The sequence below is a fragment of the Spongiibacter sp. UBA1325 genome (genome assembly GCF_002306875.1).
GTDB classification, from domain to species: Bacteria; Pseudomonadota; Gammaproteobacteria; order Pseudomonadales; family Spongiibacteraceae; genus Spongiibacter; species Spongiibacter marinus.
Genome location: NZ_DBTD01000006.1, coordinates 46,524 through 63,470, shown reverse-complemented (window position 1 = coordinate 63,470; position 16,947 = coordinate 46,524). Strand labels below are relative to the sequence as shown.

Here is a 16,947-nt window from a genome sequence, read left to right as displayed (position 1 = left end):
AAATCACTGAAGCGCCAGTCCTAACGCAGACTCGCTGTTGCCTGCTTAGCCATATAGCCCGCCAGTTTATTGCGCTGATAGCTCAGCGCTGACGATGCCACGCGGCCACTCTCACCACTTTCAATCCAGCGCTTGATCCGGCCTGCATCCCCCACCGGGCTACTCTTACCGAATGAATCCAGCATTACCATAACGACCGGGCGATCATCCACTTCGGTTTTCATTACCAGACAGCGTCCCGCCAGATCTAAGTAACCGGTCTTACTCACTTCGGCCTGCCAGCGTTCATAGCGCAGCAAAGGATTCGTATTGACGTAAGCCAGACGGTATTGCGGACGGCTAAAATTTGCCGTGTGAACGGGCGTTGTGGAATATTCTTTGATTTCCGGATACTCGGCAGCTGCAGCCACCATTTTTGCGAGATCAAGCGCCGTCGAGGTATTTTTAGGCGACAGGCCGCTACTGTCGACGAACCGTGTGTTCTTCATCCCCAATTCGGCGGCCTTAGCGTTCATCGCCGCTACGAATTGCCGCTCCCCGCCCGGATAATTATTCGCCAACGCCGCTGCAGCAAGGTTTTCGGAGGACATTAGGGCAAGCCTTAGCAGTTCACCTCTGGGGAGCTCTGAGCCAACCCGAATACGGGAAAAGTAGTAATTGATCGCCCGGCGATCTACGTCGCTGAAGCGAATTTTTTCATTTAGGGGCTGGGCACTATCAAGGATGACCATCGCCGTCATCACCTTGGTCAGCGATGCGATCGGCATGCGAAGATTAGCGTGCTTTTGGAACAAGAGCTCGCCGCTTTCCGCATCCATTGCCAATGCGCTAACGGATGCCAGCTTTAATCGTTCCTGCGTGTTCCCAGCAAAAACACTACCGCTGAATATAATAAGTATGGCGGTGATGAGAGAACTCAAACTTCTCATAGACTTTGCCCTAACGTTTTTATTTAGCCAGACATTAGCACAGCTCAGGGGCCGCAACTGTGCGCGCTGTCGCCTTTCTTAACACAAACGCTAGGTTACAACAACTTCGCCAAGTGATTTTAAACCATTGGTATAGTTATGCTTTCAAACGAAGACTGTCCAGAATCTCGTCTACGGCGCCGCGATCCATGTCTCGATCCTCCATGGCGCAGGTATAAGTGACAAGCAGCAAATGATCCTCCGCCATCAGATACCATTCACGTATAAAGTCGCCTTGGTCTTCGCCAGCAAACTCCCAACCGCGCCACGCTTCACCAACCTCGACTCGCTCGCCATCACTCAGCGAGTGCCCCATTTCAGCGATCAGTCGCTCAAGCCCCTGTGGGTCGACCCTGCCGTCATCGGATTGCAGGTTGCTGAGGCAGATACAACCCAGCTCGTCTTCATCGAAGATTAAAATACTGTCGTCGTCACGTTCGCTGTGCCACTGCTCAGGCAACGCAATAAACCAAAAATCACTTTCGACTTCACGCATGGGAATTATCCTGTATACAAGGGCAACGGCGTCGACATGAGGATGGCATCTTCGCGACCGTTGGCCGAGGGGTAATAGTTTTTTCGGATACCGTCTTCGGTAAAACCCAAAGCCCGATACAAGGCACGCGCCGGAACGTTGGATTCACGCACCTCCAAAAAGCAGCGTTGGGCGCCTATTTGCTGCATCCACTCCAACCCGTCACAGAGGAGCTGTCGTCCAAGACCGCGACCGCGCTGTTTATCGCTAACGATAATATTGAGCAGACTGAGTTCGTCTAAAACCAGGGAAAACGCCGCAATCGCGATCAACCCGCTACCCTCGCGCAGCGCGAAGCAGTAATCGTCTCGCAGGCTGCGCCGCCAATTTTCATCTCGCCAGGGATAGGGGTCACTGTGGCGACTAAGCATTAGGCAGGCCGGCAAATCGACACTGCGTAGTTCAACGAAGTCGAGCGTCTTAGACACTTGCCTGAACAGCCCGTAATGCCGCCCATAACTCGGCTTTCGCGCCGAGGCGCGTCTGTAAAACCTCGACACTGGGCGCCTGAATCAGATTCGCAGAATGCGCGGCCAGATAGTCGCCATCGACATAGGGGCGCAATGAATCCCCAAACACAATAACCACATTCGCGGTGACAGTGCTGCCACGCTGCGCAATAAGGTAGGCACTCAGCGCCTCGCGCGCTTCTTCTTCGCTCGATAGCAAGCCCGGCACTTTCACAATAGGCCAATCAAACACGGTGGCCGATAGCGACAGTTGCTGCTCACGCTGCCAGTGCCGCGCCATCGCTCGGGCAATATTGGCGACAAGCCGTTTACTGGCCGGTGATAGGTCCGAATTGCTGCAGTCGGCCAAGAACCGTATACCGATGCCACTATCGACCAGGCTAGCAGTAAAACGCAGCGCGGTGCTGCGCTCAGTCTCGGCAGTCGCCGCCGTGGCAGAGCGCTTCTCAACCGGCTTCTCTGCCGGCGAATCTTTACTTGCGGTCAGCTCTCCCAGCGCACGGCGCGCAGACGCCGTATCGATATTCGGCGCCCCGGTTTCAAGTGGCTGCTCTAATTCAACTACGGCATCGCGCGGCGGCTCAGGCGCCTGCGCGTATTCAGCACGAACACTGGGCTTGGCGCCCGGCAGACAAAAGCGCGGCACATAGAGCGGTAGCCCCATGGCCTTTAAGTAAGCATGCTGAAGCTCAGCGCTCACTACACGCCCTCGCGCTGGGGATGAGCACGGGCGTTGTCCAGCTCCAGCAGATTCAATGCGTCCAGATACGCTTTGACCGAAGCGACAATGATATCGGTATCCGCACCATTGCCATTGACGATACGGCCATTCTTGGCGAGACGCACCTGCACCTCGCCCTGCGAGTCGGTGCCCTGAGTAATTGCATTAACTGAGTAAAGTTCCAGTTTTGCGCCGGAGTTTACCGCCGACTCAAGCGCTTTAAACGCCGCGTCGACAGGTCCGTCACCCTCCGCGCTGACACTGTGAGATTCACCATCAATGCTCAATAAAATATCGGAGCGAGGCTTAAAGCCACTGCGCGACACCGCCTCCAGGGTTTGCAGCTGGTAGCGCTGCGGTTTATCACCCGGCTGCACGTCGCTCATTAACGCCTGCAGGTCCTCGTCGAAGATCTCGTGCTTCTTGTCCGCCAGTTCTTTAAAACGGGTGAAAGCGAGATCGAGCGCACCTTGATGAGCGACTTCTATGCCCAGCGCTTCAAGGCGCGCTTTGAAGGCAGCGCGGCCCGAATGCTTACCCAGGACCAGCTTGTTGGTGTGCCAACCCACATCCTGAGCGCGCATAATTTCATAGGTTTCGCGATGCTTCAGCACGCCATCTTGGTGAATACCCGACTCGTGGGCAAACGCATTGGCACCGACAATCGCCTTATTAGGCTGCACAGGAAAGCCCGTAATCGACGAGACTAACCGCGATGTCGGCACAATTTGCGTAGTGTCTATTCCCACATCAACCGGGAACACATCGCGCCGGGTGCGAACAGCCATAACGATTTCTTCAAGAGAGGCGTTACCCGCGCGCTCACCCAAGCCGTTGATGGTGCACTCCACCTGGCGAGCACCATTCATCACTGCCGATAATGAGTTGGCCACTGCCAGGCCCAAGTCGTTGTGGCAGTGCACAGAAAATATGGCTTTGTCGGCGTTGGGAATGGTGGTTATTAAGCGCCGAATCAGCTCGCCATATTCACCGGGCTCACCATAACCCACGGTATCCGGCAGATTGATCGTTGACGCTCCGGCGTCGATGACCTGCTCGATAATTCGGCATAAAAAATCAAACTCGGAGCGAGACGCATCCTCGCAGGAAAACTCCACATCGCCAACGAGATTGCGTGCGTGCTTAACCGCCGATACAGCGCGCTCGACCACGTCATCTGGCTGCATCCGCAACTTATACTGCATGTGGATAGGCGAGGTTGCTATGAACGTGTGGATACGACCCTGCTTGGCCGGCTTCAATGCCTCGGCAGCGCGATCAATATCCTGCGCGCCCGCCCGTGATAAGCTACATACCGTACTCTCACTCACGGCCTCTGCAACGGCTTTTACCGACTCAAAATCTCCGACACTGGCAATTGCAAAACCCGCCTCGATAACATCCACACCCATGCGCTCCAGCATCTTGGCAATGCGAACCTTCTCCTCTCGCGTCATTGACGCACCGGGACTTTGCTCGCCGTCTCGCAAGGTTGTATCAAAAATTACCAGCCTGTCTTGTGCCACTCCGTGCTCCTTCTGCCACTGCACTGATGAGAATGGCCCAATTATAGACTTTGTGGACCATTACCGCGCCCCCAATTTAACACTCGCCGCGCGCTCTGCGGAACTTGTCGGCGTATCGACATCAAACATGCACATAAGCCTGTCGTGCACTTGACCTGCGCCGCCGGGCACGGCTAAGTAGCCTTTTAAACCTCGAATCGACCGTCGGAGCTGTTCAATTATGCGTGCACTGCCATTGACGATAAGCCTCATAGCACTGCTTGCACTGCCTACTGTGACTAGCAGTGCCTTAGCTAACGAGCAACAGAGCAAGTCATTGGAAGAAGCCGCCGCCAAACCCAGCAACGGCCTGCAAACGCCACGGCAAAAACGCTCCGCGGCGATCATCGCTCGCGCAGAAGTGCCCGAAGCCGACCCCAATATCGCCTTAAACATACTCGGCCACGATATTCTGCGCGGCAGTTTTCAACGCCTCTATTGGACCGCGGGGCAAGCCGTAGCCGGGCTCGCCATGCCCACCCCGGTTTTGGTTGCCGCTGGCGTGAACCCCGGGCCCACACTGTGCCTTACGGCGGCGGTGCACGGCGATGAACTCAACGGCGTGGAAACTATTCGCCGCGTGATGTTCAGCCTGGAAAGCGACAAGCTAAATGGCACCGTCATTGGCGTACCGATCGTCAACATGCACGGTTTTCTGCGCACCTCTCGCTACCTGCCTGATCGCCGCGATCTCAACCGCTATTTCCCCGGCGATGCACAGGGCAGCTCCGCTGGCCGCATTGCCCACAGCTTTTTCAATGAGGTGATTTCCCACTGCGACCGCCTTATCGATATTCATACCGGTTCCTTCCATCGCACCAACCTCACTCAGCTGCGCAGTGACCTGGGCAAAGAGAGCGTGCAGCAATTTAGCAAAATGTTTCACGATGTCACGGTATTAGATGGCGCCGGTGCCAAGGGCACCCTTCGCCGCGCCGCGGTCGACACTGGCATTCCAGCCGTTACGCTTGAAGCCGGTGAACCCTTGCGAATGCAGCTCAAAGAGGTGAAGCAGAGCGTCAACGGTATTAAAGCCGTTATGCACTACATGAAGATGATCGACGACAAACCCGTTCGCGCTCCCAAACAGAAAGTCTTTTATAAATCACTCTGGCTACGCGCCGAGCAAAGCGGCGTTTTTCTGTCGGAGAGCAAGTTGGGCGAAAACGTGAAAAAGGGCGATATCCTTGGCACCGTTACCGACCCAATCACCAACCGGTCCAGCGTGATCCGCAGCAGCGTGGACGGCCAGATCATCGGTATGGCGCTCAATCAAATGGTCATGCCGGGCTTTGCCGCCTACCATGTGGGCATCGCTGCCGACGAGAAGCGCGTCACGGCGGAAAAGGTCGCCGACTCCGTGGTAGCCGAAGCGCTGGAACCGGTTGCCGAAAATATGAAAGAAGCAGCACGTGAGGCGGCGAAGTCTGCCGCCGAGCGCAGCGATGACCCAAAAACTGTGAGCGATGCTGCCCGCGAGGCGGTGAAAGAAGCCGCCAAGGACGCTGGCCGCCTGCTGGAGGAGAAGCCCGCCAAACCCAAAGCGGGTGACCACCTCGCTCCCGATGCGGCGTCATTGCCTGAAGACACCCAACACCGCGAGATAGACGAGCACCCGGAATAACGCCGCGCGCTAGGCCAGCAGCGGGAGGTCGGTAAAGCCCACTTCTCGCTCTAGCTGCCCTGCCAAGCTAAACAACAACTCTTCTTCACACATACCGGCGATAAATTGCATACCAAACGGCAGCCCGGTGCTGGTTTTATACAGCGGCACCGACATGCAAGGCAGGCCCGTAATATTGCCAAGCAGGGTGTAGGCCATTTTCCCGAGCACCGGCAAGGCCATTTTTTCCACCAATCCGCTACGCATTAACGCTCGGCCTATATTCATACGGTGAGACGCCAGCATTTGTGCAGCCTCCCAGGGTGACGGCGGTAACTGACCGTGTGGCACAGCAGCGGTGGGCGTTGTCGGGCAAAGTATGACATCGTAATCGGCCATCAACTCACCCGCGGCACGTTGCACTTTGTGCCAGCCGTAGCGCGCCTCCACGAGGTCTGCCGCGGAAAAGGAGCGCCCCATCATTGCCAGATTTTTGGTTGAGGGTTCACAGCGGCGGATGTCACTGCCGGGGTAATCTCGTTGAATACGGCGCAGCAAACCGGCTACCTCTGCCCCGACAATAACCAGAAAGTCGCGCCACATTTGGTCTCGATCGACCGACAGCTCAGCTTCCTCCACCCGGTGTCCCAGCGCCGCCAGTTGCTCAGCGGTTTGTTCCAGCCCTGTCAGTACCTCGGGGTCAACATCGGTCGGCACCAGCGACTCTCGGCACAGGGCAATACGCAAAGGCTTTGGGTCCCGCTCAGCGGCCGCAAGGAAACTGCCCTCAGGCGGCCGAATATTGTAGGGCGCCCCCAGCTCCGGCCCGGCTGTGCAGTCGAGCATGGCGGCACTATCGCGAACGGTTCTACTCAACACATGCTCTGCCACCGCCCCCTGCCAATCCTCCCCCAGATCAGGGCCCATTGGGTTGCGGCCTCGTGACGGTTTTAAACCAAACACACCACACCAGCTCGCAGGGAAGCGAATCGAGCCGCCACCATCACCACCGTGGGCAATGGGTACAATGCCCGCCGCCACAGCTGCTGCACTCCCCCCTGAGGAGCCACCCGTGCTGTAACCCTGCCGATGCGGGTTGTGAGACGGGCCAAAACGCTTGGGCTCGGTGGTGATAATCAGCCCAAATTCCGGCGTATTCGACTTCGCAAAAATATTCAGTCCGGCCGCTTTATAGCGCTTTACCAGCTCGCTGTCATAACGGGGGGTATAGGACAACGCGCGACTCCCCATACAAATCGGTTCACCGGCGAACATCGCCATTAGATCCTTCAGCACAAAGGGCACACCTTGAAAGGGCCCCTCTGGCAGACCATCAATAATCTGCTGTCTGGCGCGATCGGCAAAACTATGGATCAGCACATTTAACTGCGGGTTACAGGCGGCGGCCCTGGCCAGTGCCGCATCCAATAATTCCTGTGCCGACACCTCTCCACGGCGCGCCAGAGCCGCCAATTCCATCGCGTCGAACTGAGAGTATTCGCTGAACATGATCGTTATCCTAGTTAGTGTCGCGGCCCGAACGCCGAACAATGGAAAAGTTGCTCGATGCTGGCTACATTGATTCAGGCCTGCCAGTTTTTGTTAATTTGGAGCCTTCGCCCATGAGAATGTCGGACAGTATCTTGCAAGAAATTCGTGTGCTTTCCCAGTTCAATCCCGCCTCGGGCCTGGAGGGCATCAAGGTCCATCACGATGCCGACCCCGCGCTGATTGCCGCGACCGAACGCTTGTTTAGCAAAGGCATCATCAGCCGCATAGACGGTGGCTATCTCACCGACGCCGGCATTGAGCTTATGCGTCACCTGGATAGCCTGACAACGGTCTTGGGTACCCATATGGAAAGCGCGTCGCTGCACTAGGTGTAACAATTCACTCACTGGCGACCACACTGGCGGAAATCGCGTTACACTGAGGGCTTTGCTTCCCTGAGCCTGATATGGATCCACTCACACAAGGGTTACTTGGCGCCAGCGCCGCGCAAAACCTGTCGCCACCGCGGCGCTATGCCGTTGCCGCCGCCACGCTGGGCTTCCTGTCTGGTATGGCGGCAGATTTAGACGTACTGATTCGCTCTCCTCACGACTCGCTGCTGTTTTTGGAATTTCACCGCCAATTCACCCACTCGCTGGTCTTCATTCCCGTGGGCGCCCTACTCTGCGCCGCAGTGCTGAGGCTATTCTTCCGGCGCCGGTGGCCAATTTCCTTCGGCCGCAGCGCACTATTCTGTTGTGCCGGCTACGCCACCCATGCGCTCCTCGACGCCTGCACGACCTATGGTACGCAGCTACTCTGGCCATTTAGCGACACCCGCATTGCGTGGAATATCCTGTCGATTATTGACCCCCTATACACCCTGCCCATCGCCGCGCTGGTCGCGCTGGCATGGAAGGGCAATCGCCGCTGGGCTGCGCGCCTTGCTCTGGCCTGGATACTCACCTACCCATTGCTGGGTGTTGTGCAGCGCGAACGCGCAGAGGCCGAGGGCTATCGGCTGGCAGCGAGTCGCGGCCACGAGGTCGAATCACTGGAGGCCAAACCCTCTTTCGCCAACTTAATACTGTGGAAAACGGTGTACCGCAGTCACGACCGCTTTTATGTGGATGCCGTGCGCGTGGCCCGGGATATCCGTATCTACCCCGGCGACTCGATTGCCGCGCTAAATATTCCGCGCGACCTGCCCTGGCTGCCGTCAGTCTCGCGTCAGGCGAATGACGTAAAGCGCTTCGACTGGTTTTCCAAGGGCTATACCGCCCTGCAACCCGGTAATCCAAGCAAGATCATCGATATTCGCTACTCGATACTACCCCACGAACTCGATGCCCTGTGGAGCATCCAACTCTTCCCCGATGAGCCACAACGCGGCGTTGAGTATCAGGCGCACCGAAATAGTCGAGAAAAAACCGCTCTGTTCTGGGCAATGCTTCGCGGTGAAGACCTTCCCTCTGCCCCGGGGCAATCGCTGGCAGCAAGTGGTAATGAAAACGCTGAGGAAAACAAAGCACTGTGACCAAGCTCTCCGTACTCGATCTGGCACCTGTCGCGCAAGGCAGCGATGTCAGTGAAACACTAGCGCGCAGCGCAGAACTGGCCCAGCGCTGCGAATCCCTCGGCTATCAACGCTACTGGATCGCCGAGCATCACAATATGCCCGGTATCGCCTCCGCCGCCACTGCCTTGGTCATTCAGCACGTGGCGGCAGCCACCTCGCGCATTCGGGTAGGCGCGGGCGGTATTATGCTACCCAATCACGCACCGCTTATTATCGCCGAGCAATTCGGCACGTTGGCATCACTGTATCCAGGGCGCATTGACCTCGGTGTGGGCCGCGCGCCCGGCACCGACCCCGCCACGGCTCGTGCGCTGCGACGCAACTTACATGCAGATGTTGAGCAATTTCCGCAGGATGTTGTCGAGCTGCTTAATTACTTCGACGGCGACCCCCAAGCAATGGTGCGAGCCATTCCCGGTGTCGGGCTGGATATTCCGGTGTGGGTTCTGGGCTCTTCGCTTTTCGGCGCGCAACTCGCTGCGCAACTCGGCCTACCCTACGCCTTTGCCTCGCACTTTGCGCCTGGGCAACTGCAGCAGGCTATTGCTCTGTACCGCCAGCAGTTCACACCATCAAAGTACCTCGATGCGCCCTACGCGATGGCGGGTTTCAATGTGTTTGCCGCCCCGGAGCAGTCTGAAGCAGAGTACCTTGCCAGCTCGATGCAGCAAGCCTTCGTCAACCTGCGTCGCGGTACACCTGGCCAATTGCCGCCACCAATACCCAACTACCTGAATCAGCTCGCCGCCCCTGAGCGCGCGCTGATTCAGTCAGTGATGAATTGCTCCGCAATTGGCGATGCCCAGACTATTGCCCAGCAGACCCGGCAGTTCATTGAAGAAAATAATGTCGATGAGCTGATTATCAGCTGCCAAATGCACAGCCACGACGCCAGAGTGCGCAGCTATGAAATACTGGCTACCGCACTCGCCGACTGCGTTTAGCCCTTGGGAATCGCGTAGCTGGCCGATGCATAGGCCACCGGGTGTTCGTCACCCTCAGAGAAAATTTCAACGTCGGCAACCGCAATGCTGCGCCCGCATTTAATTAGCCGACAGTGCGCCAGTAAGTCTTTTCCGGCGGCGGGCTTCTTTAAGAAGTGAATATTGAGGTTGGTCGTCACGGCCAGCGGCACAATGCCGATACGCGACAACACCGCCACATAGACAGCAAGGTCGGCCAGCGCCATCAATGTTGGCCCGGAAACCGTGCCACCCGGGCGCAACGAGCTGTGGTCAACCGCCTGCCGCACCACCGCTCGGCCGTCGCTCAGGTCTTCGATAACTGCGCTGCACTGGGGGAATTCCTGTAGCAGAAACTGACTTATTGCTTCCTTACTTGCCATGAATGGACGCTCCTTGGAAATGGGGCTTAGAGAAAAAACAGCGAGTAGACGACCACAACCCCGATCAGCACCAGCAATGGCACTTTGCCGCTACGCAGCGCTGCAAACAACATAATCGCCATCCCAATGCTGGCCGCCTCTCGGGGCAACTCTAGCAGTAAGGGGTCGACCCAGGCCGCAGCCAACATACCCACCGCCACCGCATTGACGGCGGCCACAGCGGCGCGCACCCGCGGCCGCGCCGCCAGCGTATGCCAGGCCCGCGACAAACCCAGCACCAACAGGAAACCGGGCAAAAAAATTGCCGTGCAGGCAGCCAATGCGCCAACGAGCGGTTGCGCCGGACTCAACATCGCCCCCAGGTATGCCGACATAGAAAACATCGGGCCCGGAACGGCCTGCGCCGCCGCATATCCCAAAATAAACTGCTCGCTACTCAGCGAGTCACCCACAAAGGCATTGAGCAGCGGTAGCGCGACGTGACCACCGCCAAAGACCATGCTGCCAACGAGATAGAATTCGCTGAACACGGCGTCGGGAATCAGTGCTGCCACCGCCAACAAGACAACAAATAACAGCAAGGGAATGCGTGCCGGCCGCGCCGAGGGTAGTGGATCGCGCTCGACCTTCGGCGACCGAAAATAGGCCACCAGCGCCGCGCCAAGCATTAGCGACAACTGCAAGGCAGGGTGCATCTTAAACAGCAGCGCCAGCGCACTTAGCGATGCGGTGGCCCAAAGCCAGGGCCCTGAACAAAATTGTCTGGCCATATTGATTAGCGCATCTGCGACCACCACCAGTGCTAATAACTTCATCCCTGCCACAAGGCTCTGCATCCACAGCGGTGTCTGCGCCAAGCTGAACACAGCAAGGCCGTACATTAATAGAAACGATGGCAGCGTAAAGCCGATGAAAGCGGCGAAAGCGGCAGGAACGCCGCCGCGTTGAAGGGCTATGGCAAAGCCGAGCTGGCTCGATGCCGGCCCCGGTAGAAATTGACACAGCGCCAACTGACGGGCGAAGTCTTCGTCACTGAGCCACTGGCGCTGCTGAACAAATACTTTGCGAAAGTAGGCGATATGCGCCGTAGGCCCGCCAAAGCTGACGCAGCCCAACAGAAGAAAGTGCAGAAAAATCCGCGCGCTCACAGCACACCCTCTCAAAAAACTCGCGGAGAGTGTACGTGAGCCGAGCGGCAGAACCTAGCCCCTAGTCTTTATTGCGGAGCTTGATCGGCCGTTTGCTAGGCGCTTTTCCCGTCGTTTTCGCCTTGGCGCCAGGCTTGTCAGCTTTGCGCGGTTTTTTGCCCGACGGAGACGGTCCCTTGCGGTGCTTGCGCACAGGGGTGTCTGGCAGTTCTCCGCTAAACCGAGACATGGTCATTGGCTGCCCCGCTACGCGAGGAGACTGCAAAGCGCTCAACACATCGTCGGGCATTTCCGCAGGCAGGTCGACCGTGCTGAAGTTGTCGAAGAGCTGGATACGGCCGATATAATCACTGTCGATCCCCGCTTCATTCGCAATTGCGCCGACAATGTTGCCCACACCAACACCGTGCTTGCGGCCCACTTCTATGCGGAAACGCTCCATCCCCGACTCCGGCCCGGCACCGCGAGGGCTGCGGCGCTCAGTGCGAGTGGCTTTACCAGGAGCAGGCTTGTCCGCCAGCGCTTTGCTGGGTTTCGGGTCGCCTTTAAGCAGCAGGTCTTTATCGCCTTGAGCCAAGCGAGCCAATGCTGCAGCAACATCCAGAGGATCGACACTGTGCTCTTCACAGAAAGTCTGCAACATCTCGCGATACAGGTCCTTATCCCGCCCTGCTTCCAGGGTCGCCAACAATTTTGCCTGGAAACGCTGTATGCGCAGGGCATTGATTTCGGCGGCACCGGGCAGGCCCATCTCTTCGATACGCTGACGCGTGGCACGCTCGATTGATTGCAGCATCCGACGCTCGCGCGGTGCAACAAACAGAATGGCATCGCCGCTGCGCCCCGCCCGACCAGTACGGCCAATGCGATGCACATAAGCCTCGGTATCGTAGGGAATATCGTAGTTAATCACGTGGCTGATGCGATCAACATCCAAGCCCCGCGCCACCACGTCGGTCGCGACCAAAATATCCAAGCGCGAACCCTTGAGCATTTCCACGGTGCGCTCACGTTGCGCCTGGGCGATATCGCCGTGCAATTCTGCCGCCGCATAACCGCGGCCCTGGAGCTTCTCTGCCAACTCGGTTGTGGCCAGTTTGGTGCGCACGAAAATAATAATGCCGTCGAAGTCTTCTGCTTCCAAGACGCGGCACAGGGCATCAAACTTGCTCGCACCACGCGCCAACCAATAGCGCTGACGAATGCTGACCGCAGTGCTTGTCGCAGTTTTGATCGTTACTTGTTCGGGGTCATTCAGGTAGGTATTGGCAATGCGTCGAACAGCCGCGGGCATTGTCGCCGAGAAAAGGGCTATCTGCCGGCTTTCAGGCGTTTGCGACATGATCCATTCAACATCGTCGATAAAGCCCATGCGCAGCATTTCATCGGCTTCATCAAGCACCAAGTGAGTCAACCCGTCCAGTTTGAGCGTACCGCGACGGATATGGTCCATAACCCGGCCGGGTGTGCCAACGACCACTTGGACGCCCCGCTTCAAGGCATCGAGCTGCTCTCGATAACCCTGACCACCATAGATTGAGAGTACTTTCAGACCTTTTAAGTGCTTACCATAGCTCTGAATCGCCTCGGCAACCTGAATGGCCAATTCACGCGTAGGAGCAAGAATTAACGCCTGGGTGGTTTTGCTTTTAACATCCAGCATGGACAGCATAGGCAGCGAAAACGCTGCCGTTTTGCCCGTGCCAGTTTGGGCCTGTCCCAATACATCACGACCTTCCAATAACAAGGGAATAGTCGCAGCTTGGATTGCTGATGGACGTTCATACCCCAACTCTGAGACAACCGTCTCAACAGCAGGATGGAGGCCAAGTTCGGTAAATAAGGGGAGTTCCGCGTCAGCGGTTACGGTGTTGCTCATAATGTGGACCTGATCTGGGGGTCGAGAGTGACGCGCGGTTAAATTCGGCGTCAGACGAACACAGTACCGGCGGGGGCGCAAATTATACGCGCTAGTGTCATTAAATACCCGAGCTAATCGACGCTGATTGCGGTATTTATGCGCAGCCCCTGCCCAATACGACTCACCCCTCTTTCACTATTTCCTTTAATGCACTGCGGCAATGTTCGGGGATCACTCCCTTTTGCTGAGCATCGTAGTCAAAATACACAAGTACAGCCGTTCCGCTTGCCGTCATTTCACCGCGCTGCCAAAGCTCATGACTGACCGTGAACGAGGTGTTGCCAACATGACTGACCCAGCTGCGGACTTCAACTGGATACTCGTGATAGGTTTGCGCGATAAACTCCACATCTATCTTGCGCAGAATCAGGTTCCATTGATCAAGGCTGAGCTCGGGGTTAAAGATTTTAAAAATCGGCGTGCGCGCCGTTTCAAACCACTTTGGCACGACCGTGTTATTGATATGTCCCAGACCATCGGTTTCGTAGAAGCGAGGCAATAATTCGCAGCGCAGCATTCATGACTCCTTAGCTTATAACGGCTTGCTGTAACCAGTAAGCAAACATACAAACCCAAAGCACCACCGCCATAACTGCTGCAGGAAAGGCCTTCTCCGCTATCTCGCTGCCCTGACGGCGCTGCTCGGCGGCATACAATAGCAGACATGACAACAAAACCTGCAGGGCCAGCAGCAGGGAGGCGCTTTTCCAGGAATACTCAAGCCCTGCCAAGTTCACCGGGTGCACAAGTACCAGGGCCGCGCTGGCCAGGCCCAACACCCCGATGCATTTTGCCACTAATACTGACATCGCCTTCATCAATACTCTCCAAACTTAGGGCTAGGCAACGACTAGTACCTATCTCGTCCATTACTGCCGTTAAATGCTAAACACCGCAAATAAAGATGACTACTTTTAGCCACACACATTACATACGATGCCCACAAAATAGGGGATTCTGTCGAAGAGTGGTAGGACATATAACAAGAAAGGCGCCAACAGCGCGCTGAGAAATGGAAAAGGGGCTCGCGCATTCAATGGCAGCGATGACAACTCAGAAACCGAAGCGCTTACCCTGCGCGCCGTTGCGCTAACTCGCCGCGCCCCTCAAAGAGCACCTCTAGGTGGTGGGCACCATTGGTGGAGATCACTTTACGAACGACAATATTGCCGAGCCGACCATCGCGCAAACGAATTCGATACTCCCCAGAACGCAGCAAATCGCCATTCTGGCGCTTGAGGTGCAAGCAGCCGCCCCACTGCGCATAGCCGTCGTCGGCCGAAATATACATGGGCACATTACTCAGCAGCTCTTTACCGCCGTCAAGCACATCGCCGTGGGTCAAATCCATTGACAACCTCCATGCGGATAGGGACTATCTCGTATCGCTTTATAGCAACACTTTTGTTATACCACGGCGGCCCTGACCGACCTATCACTTCCTTATATCAAAGGTTTTTAACGGCCGCCGTTAATATTCACTTTGCTGATCCCAGCAGACGAGCAATTACTCTGGGAAATAGCGGCTAATGGTGTCTACCACACAGGCTGGGCGATCGCCGCCCTCAATCTCAATGGTCACCCGTACCACCGACTGTACGCCGCCCTTCAACTCTTCTGCAGAGAGCAACTCGCCCACCCCGCGCACTCGCGAGCCAACCGGCACCGGCGCAGGGAAACGAATACGCTCGCAGCCGACATTCACGCCCATTGAAATGCCCTGCACATCGATAATTTGTGGCAGGAATAAATTCACCAGTGACAAGGTCAAATAGCCATGGGCAATACACTTGCCAAAAGGCCCATCCTTCGCGCGCTCTGGGTCAGTGTGAATCCACTGATGATCGCCGGTGGCATCGGCAAAAAGGTTGATACGCTGCTGGTCAACCTCCAGCCATTCACTGGCCCCCAAATGTTCACCCACTGCGTCCAACAGGGCCGAGGGTGTGGCAAAAACTCTACTCATAATGACATTCCCATTCTGCAAAACTGTGAAAGCAACACGCACAGTCGTATTCTCATGGCAATCACTTTACCATCGGCTACGCAACACTCGGCATCGTCTATGCGGGTGAAGGCCACGGCGTCGCGACTACTTGCATGAGGGCACATGGGAATCAGTGACTTTTTTTCGAGCAGCACAGCCTGGGTAGTGGCGAACCAGTCAGGGCTGGCGGCCGCTGTGGCTGCGTTTATTGCGCTGCTCGGTATACTCTCGGCTCTGGAAGCCATTCTTAAAACCCGCACCGCTCAGGGTGCGGTGGCATGGGCCATTGTGCTAATTGTTCTCCCCCCGCTCTTTGTGCCGCTCTACTGGATATTCGGCCGGCGCAAATTTCGCGGCTACGCGATCGCCAAACGCGGCGATACACGAGCGATCGAAGACTTGATCCGCGAGCTTGCGCCGCAGCTCTCAAATATCGAGACCTATCCGAGCCGCCAAGACTCGCGGCTGCTCGGTCTCAACCGCCTCAGCACCCTGCCATTCACTCGTGGTAATCACGCTCGCCTGTTGATTGATGGTGAACAGGCCTTCGCGGATATGTTTGCGCATATCCGCGCTGCCAAACACTATGTACTGCTTGAGTTCTACATTCTGCGCAACGACCGTATCGGTAATGAACTGGCAGAGATACTGGTAAAAAAAGCCGAAGAAGGCGTGTCGGTTTACTTTATTTACGACGAAATCGGCAGTCTAAAATTGCCGCGCCAATATGTGCAGAGACTTCGCGCTGCCGGCGTACAAATTGTCCCCTTCAATAGCACCAAGGGCGCAGGCAATCGCCTACAGTTGAACTTTCGCAACCACCGAAAAATTGTCGTTTGCGATGGTAACTACGCCGCCATTAGCGGTATGAACATTGGCGATGAATACCGTCATCAACACCCCGTCCTTACACCTTGGCGCGATACCGGCCTGGCAATAACAGGGCCAGCGGTGCAAGCCGTACAATTGAGTTTTGTCGAAGACTGGTACTGGGCACAGGAGTCACTACCACCTCTGAACTGGACACCTACACCCTGTGAGGCCGCACCCGGTGACCATAGCGACCAACAAATGCTGATTATTGGCACCGGCCCCGCCGACAGCATCGAAAGCTGCGCATTGTTTTTTGAAACGCTCATTCACCAAGCCCGAGAGCGCCTGTGGATCGTCAGCCCCTACTTTGTTCCCGACACCCCCATTATTCACGCCTTGCAATTGGCCGCGATGCGCGGCGTGGATTTACGCATTATGCTTCCCGAGCAGCCCGACAAACTGATCATCAAATTGTCGTCTTTCTCAGCAATTCGAGAAACCTTGCCCCACGGCGTGCAGTTTTATTACTACCAATGTGGCTTCTTGCATCAAAAAGTCATGCTGGTGGATGATGAGATTTCCGTCGTGGGAACGGCAAACCTGGATAACCGCTCCTTCCGGCTGAACTTTGAAATAAGTGCACTGGTCTATGATCAGGGTTTTGCGGGGGAACTCACTCACATGCTCGAAAATGACTTCAAGCAGTGTCGACAGCTGCTGCCAAGAGAGGTTGCCAGCTGGTCGCTGATCCGCCGCCTGGCTAGCCGCTGCGCCTACTTATTCGCGCCACTGCAGTAAACG

18 protein-coding genes are annotated in these 16,947 nt (G+C 56.4%); 5 read left to right on the top strand and 13 right to left on the bottom strand.

The genetic code is table 11. From position 1 onward, the window contains the following. Positions 1–20: 20 nt before the first annotated feature. The 5 genes from pbpG to B3K78_RS06040 form a co-directional block, all read right to left on the bottom strand. Positions 21–929 (bottom strand): D-alanyl-D-alanine endopeptidase, encoded by a 909-nt coding sequence (gene pbpG / locus B3K78_RS06060; RefSeq protein WP_204996867.1) that lies wholly within the window; start codon positions 927–929, stop codon positions 21–23. Positions 930–1,065: 136 nt separating this feature from the next. Then, positions 1,066–1,464 carry a hypothetical protein gene (locus B3K78_RS06055; RefSeq protein WP_286694726.1) on the bottom strand — a complete coding sequence of 133 codons (399 nt, stop codon included), beginning with the start codon at positions 1,462–1,464 and terminating at the stop codon, positions 1,066–1,068. A 5-nt stretch (positions 1,465–1,469) separates the two neighbouring features. Then, a complete protein-coding gene (rimI, locus tag B3K78_RS06050) occupies positions 1,470–1,931 on the bottom strand; it encodes a ribosomal protein S18-alanine N-acetyltransferase (protein WP_286694725.1) in 462 nt (153 codons plus the stop codon). Then, positions 1,924–2,673, bottom strand: coding sequence for a hypothetical protein (locus tag B3K78_RS06045; protein ID WP_286694724.1), 750 nt, complete (start codon positions 2,671–2,673; stop codon positions 1,924–1,926). Before B3K78_RS06045 ends, rimI begins: the two co-directional genes overlap by 8 nt. Continuing rightward, positions 2,673–4,220, bottom strand: a complete 1,548-nt coding sequence (locus B3K78_RS06040; protein WP_286694723.1) for a 2-isopropylmalate synthase — start codon at positions 4,218–4,220, stop codon at positions 2,673–2,675. The genes B3K78_RS06045 and B3K78_RS06040 overlap by 1 nt, the downstream gene beginning before the upstream one ends. Positions 4,221–4,440: 220 nt before the next feature. On the opposite strand from B3K78_RS06040, the gene B3K78_RS06035 reads away from it, so the two are divergent. Then, the gene (locus B3K78_RS06035; protein ID WP_286694722.1) at positions 4,441–5,883 is read left to right on the top strand and encodes a succinylglutamate desuccinylase/aspartoacylase family protein; all 1,443 of its coding nucleotides are present in this window, start codon (positions 4,441–4,443) and stop codon (positions 5,881–5,883) included. Between the two features lie 9 nt (positions 5,884–5,892). Here the strand turns inward: B3K78_RS06035 and B3K78_RS06030 are convergent, their stop codons facing one another. After that, a complete protein-coding gene (locus tag B3K78_RS06030; RefSeq protein WP_286694721.1) occupies positions 5,893–7,371 on the bottom strand; it encodes an amidase in 1,479 nt (492 codons plus the stop codon). Positions 7,372–7,484: 113 nt separating this feature from the next. On the opposite strand from B3K78_RS06030, the gene B3K78_RS06025 reads away from it, so the two are divergent. The 3 genes from B3K78_RS06025 (at position 7,485) to B3K78_RS06015 (ending at position 9,876) form a co-directional block, all read left to right on the top strand. Continuing rightward, positions 7,485–7,742, top strand: coding sequence for a TIGR02647 family protein (locus B3K78_RS06025; RefSeq protein ID WP_204996860.1), 258 nt, complete (start codon positions 7,485–7,487; stop codon positions 7,740–7,742). 77 nt (positions 7,743–7,819) lie between these two features. Beyond that, positions 7,820–8,890: a metal-dependent hydrolase gene (locus tag B3K78_RS06020; RefSeq protein WP_286694720.1), complete on the top strand. Its 1,071-nt coding sequence runs from the start codon at positions 7,820–7,822 to the stop codon at positions 8,888–8,890. After that, positions 8,887–9,876: an LLM class flavin-dependent oxidoreductase gene (locus B3K78_RS06015; RefSeq protein WP_286694719.1), complete on the top strand. Its 990-nt coding sequence runs from the start codon at positions 8,887–8,889 to the stop codon at positions 9,874–9,876. The genes B3K78_RS06020 and B3K78_RS06015 overlap by 4 nt, the downstream gene beginning before the upstream one ends. Here the strand turns inward: B3K78_RS06015 and B3K78_RS06010 are convergent. From B3K78_RS06010 to B3K78_RS05980, 7 genes are all read right to left on the bottom strand, one after another. After that, complete coding sequence (locus B3K78_RS06010; RefSeq protein WP_286694718.1) at positions 9,873–10,277, bottom strand: PaaI family thioesterase; 405 nt, start codon at positions 10,275–10,277, stop codon at positions 9,873–9,875. The two genes, B3K78_RS06015 and B3K78_RS06010, sit on opposite strands and share 4 nt — an antisense overlap. 26 nt (positions 10,278–10,303) lie before the next feature. Then, positions 10,304–11,425: a chromate efflux transporter gene (gene chrA, locus B3K78_RS06005; protein ID WP_286694717.1), complete on the bottom strand. Its 1,122-nt coding sequence runs from the start codon at positions 11,423–11,425 to the stop codon at positions 10,304–10,306. A 61-nt stretch (positions 11,426–11,486) separates the two neighbouring features. After that, positions 11,487–13,304: a DEAD/DEAH box helicase gene (locus B3K78_RS06000; protein WP_286694716.1), complete on the bottom strand. Its 1,818-nt coding sequence runs from the start codon at positions 13,302–13,304 to the stop codon at positions 11,487–11,489. Positions 13,305–13,467: 163 nt separating this feature from the next. Beyond that, on the bottom strand, positions 13,468–13,863 hold the full coding sequence (locus tag B3K78_RS05995) for an acyl-CoA thioesterase (protein ID WP_286694715.1): 396 nt from the start codon (positions 13,861–13,863) through the stop codon (positions 13,468–13,470). A gap of 10 nt (positions 13,864–13,873) precedes the next feature. Next, positions 13,874–14,164, bottom strand: a complete 291-nt coding sequence (locus B3K78_RS05990; RefSeq protein WP_286694714.1) for a hypothetical protein — start codon at positions 14,162–14,164, stop codon at positions 13,874–13,876. Between the two features lie 251 nt (positions 14,165–14,415). Further along, entirely contained in the window at positions 14,416–14,697 is a 282-nt protein-coding gene (locus B3K78_RS05985) for a hypothetical protein (protein ID WP_204996852.1), read from the bottom strand. Between the two features lie 156 nt (positions 14,698–14,853). Further along, positions 14,854–15,312, bottom strand: coding sequence for a MaoC family dehydratase (locus B3K78_RS05980; RefSeq protein ID WP_204996851.1), 459 nt, complete (start codon positions 15,310–15,312; stop codon positions 14,854–14,856). Positions 15,313–15,456: 144 nt separating this feature from the next. Here B3K78_RS05980 and cls point away from each other — a divergent pair, with 144 nt between their 5' ends. Continuing rightward, positions 15,457–16,944, top strand: a complete 1,488-nt coding sequence (cls, locus tag B3K78_RS05975) for a cardiolipin synthase (protein ID WP_286694713.1) — start codon at positions 15,457–15,459, stop codon at positions 16,942–16,944. The last annotated feature ends 3 nt before the right edge of the window (positions 16,945–16,947 follow it).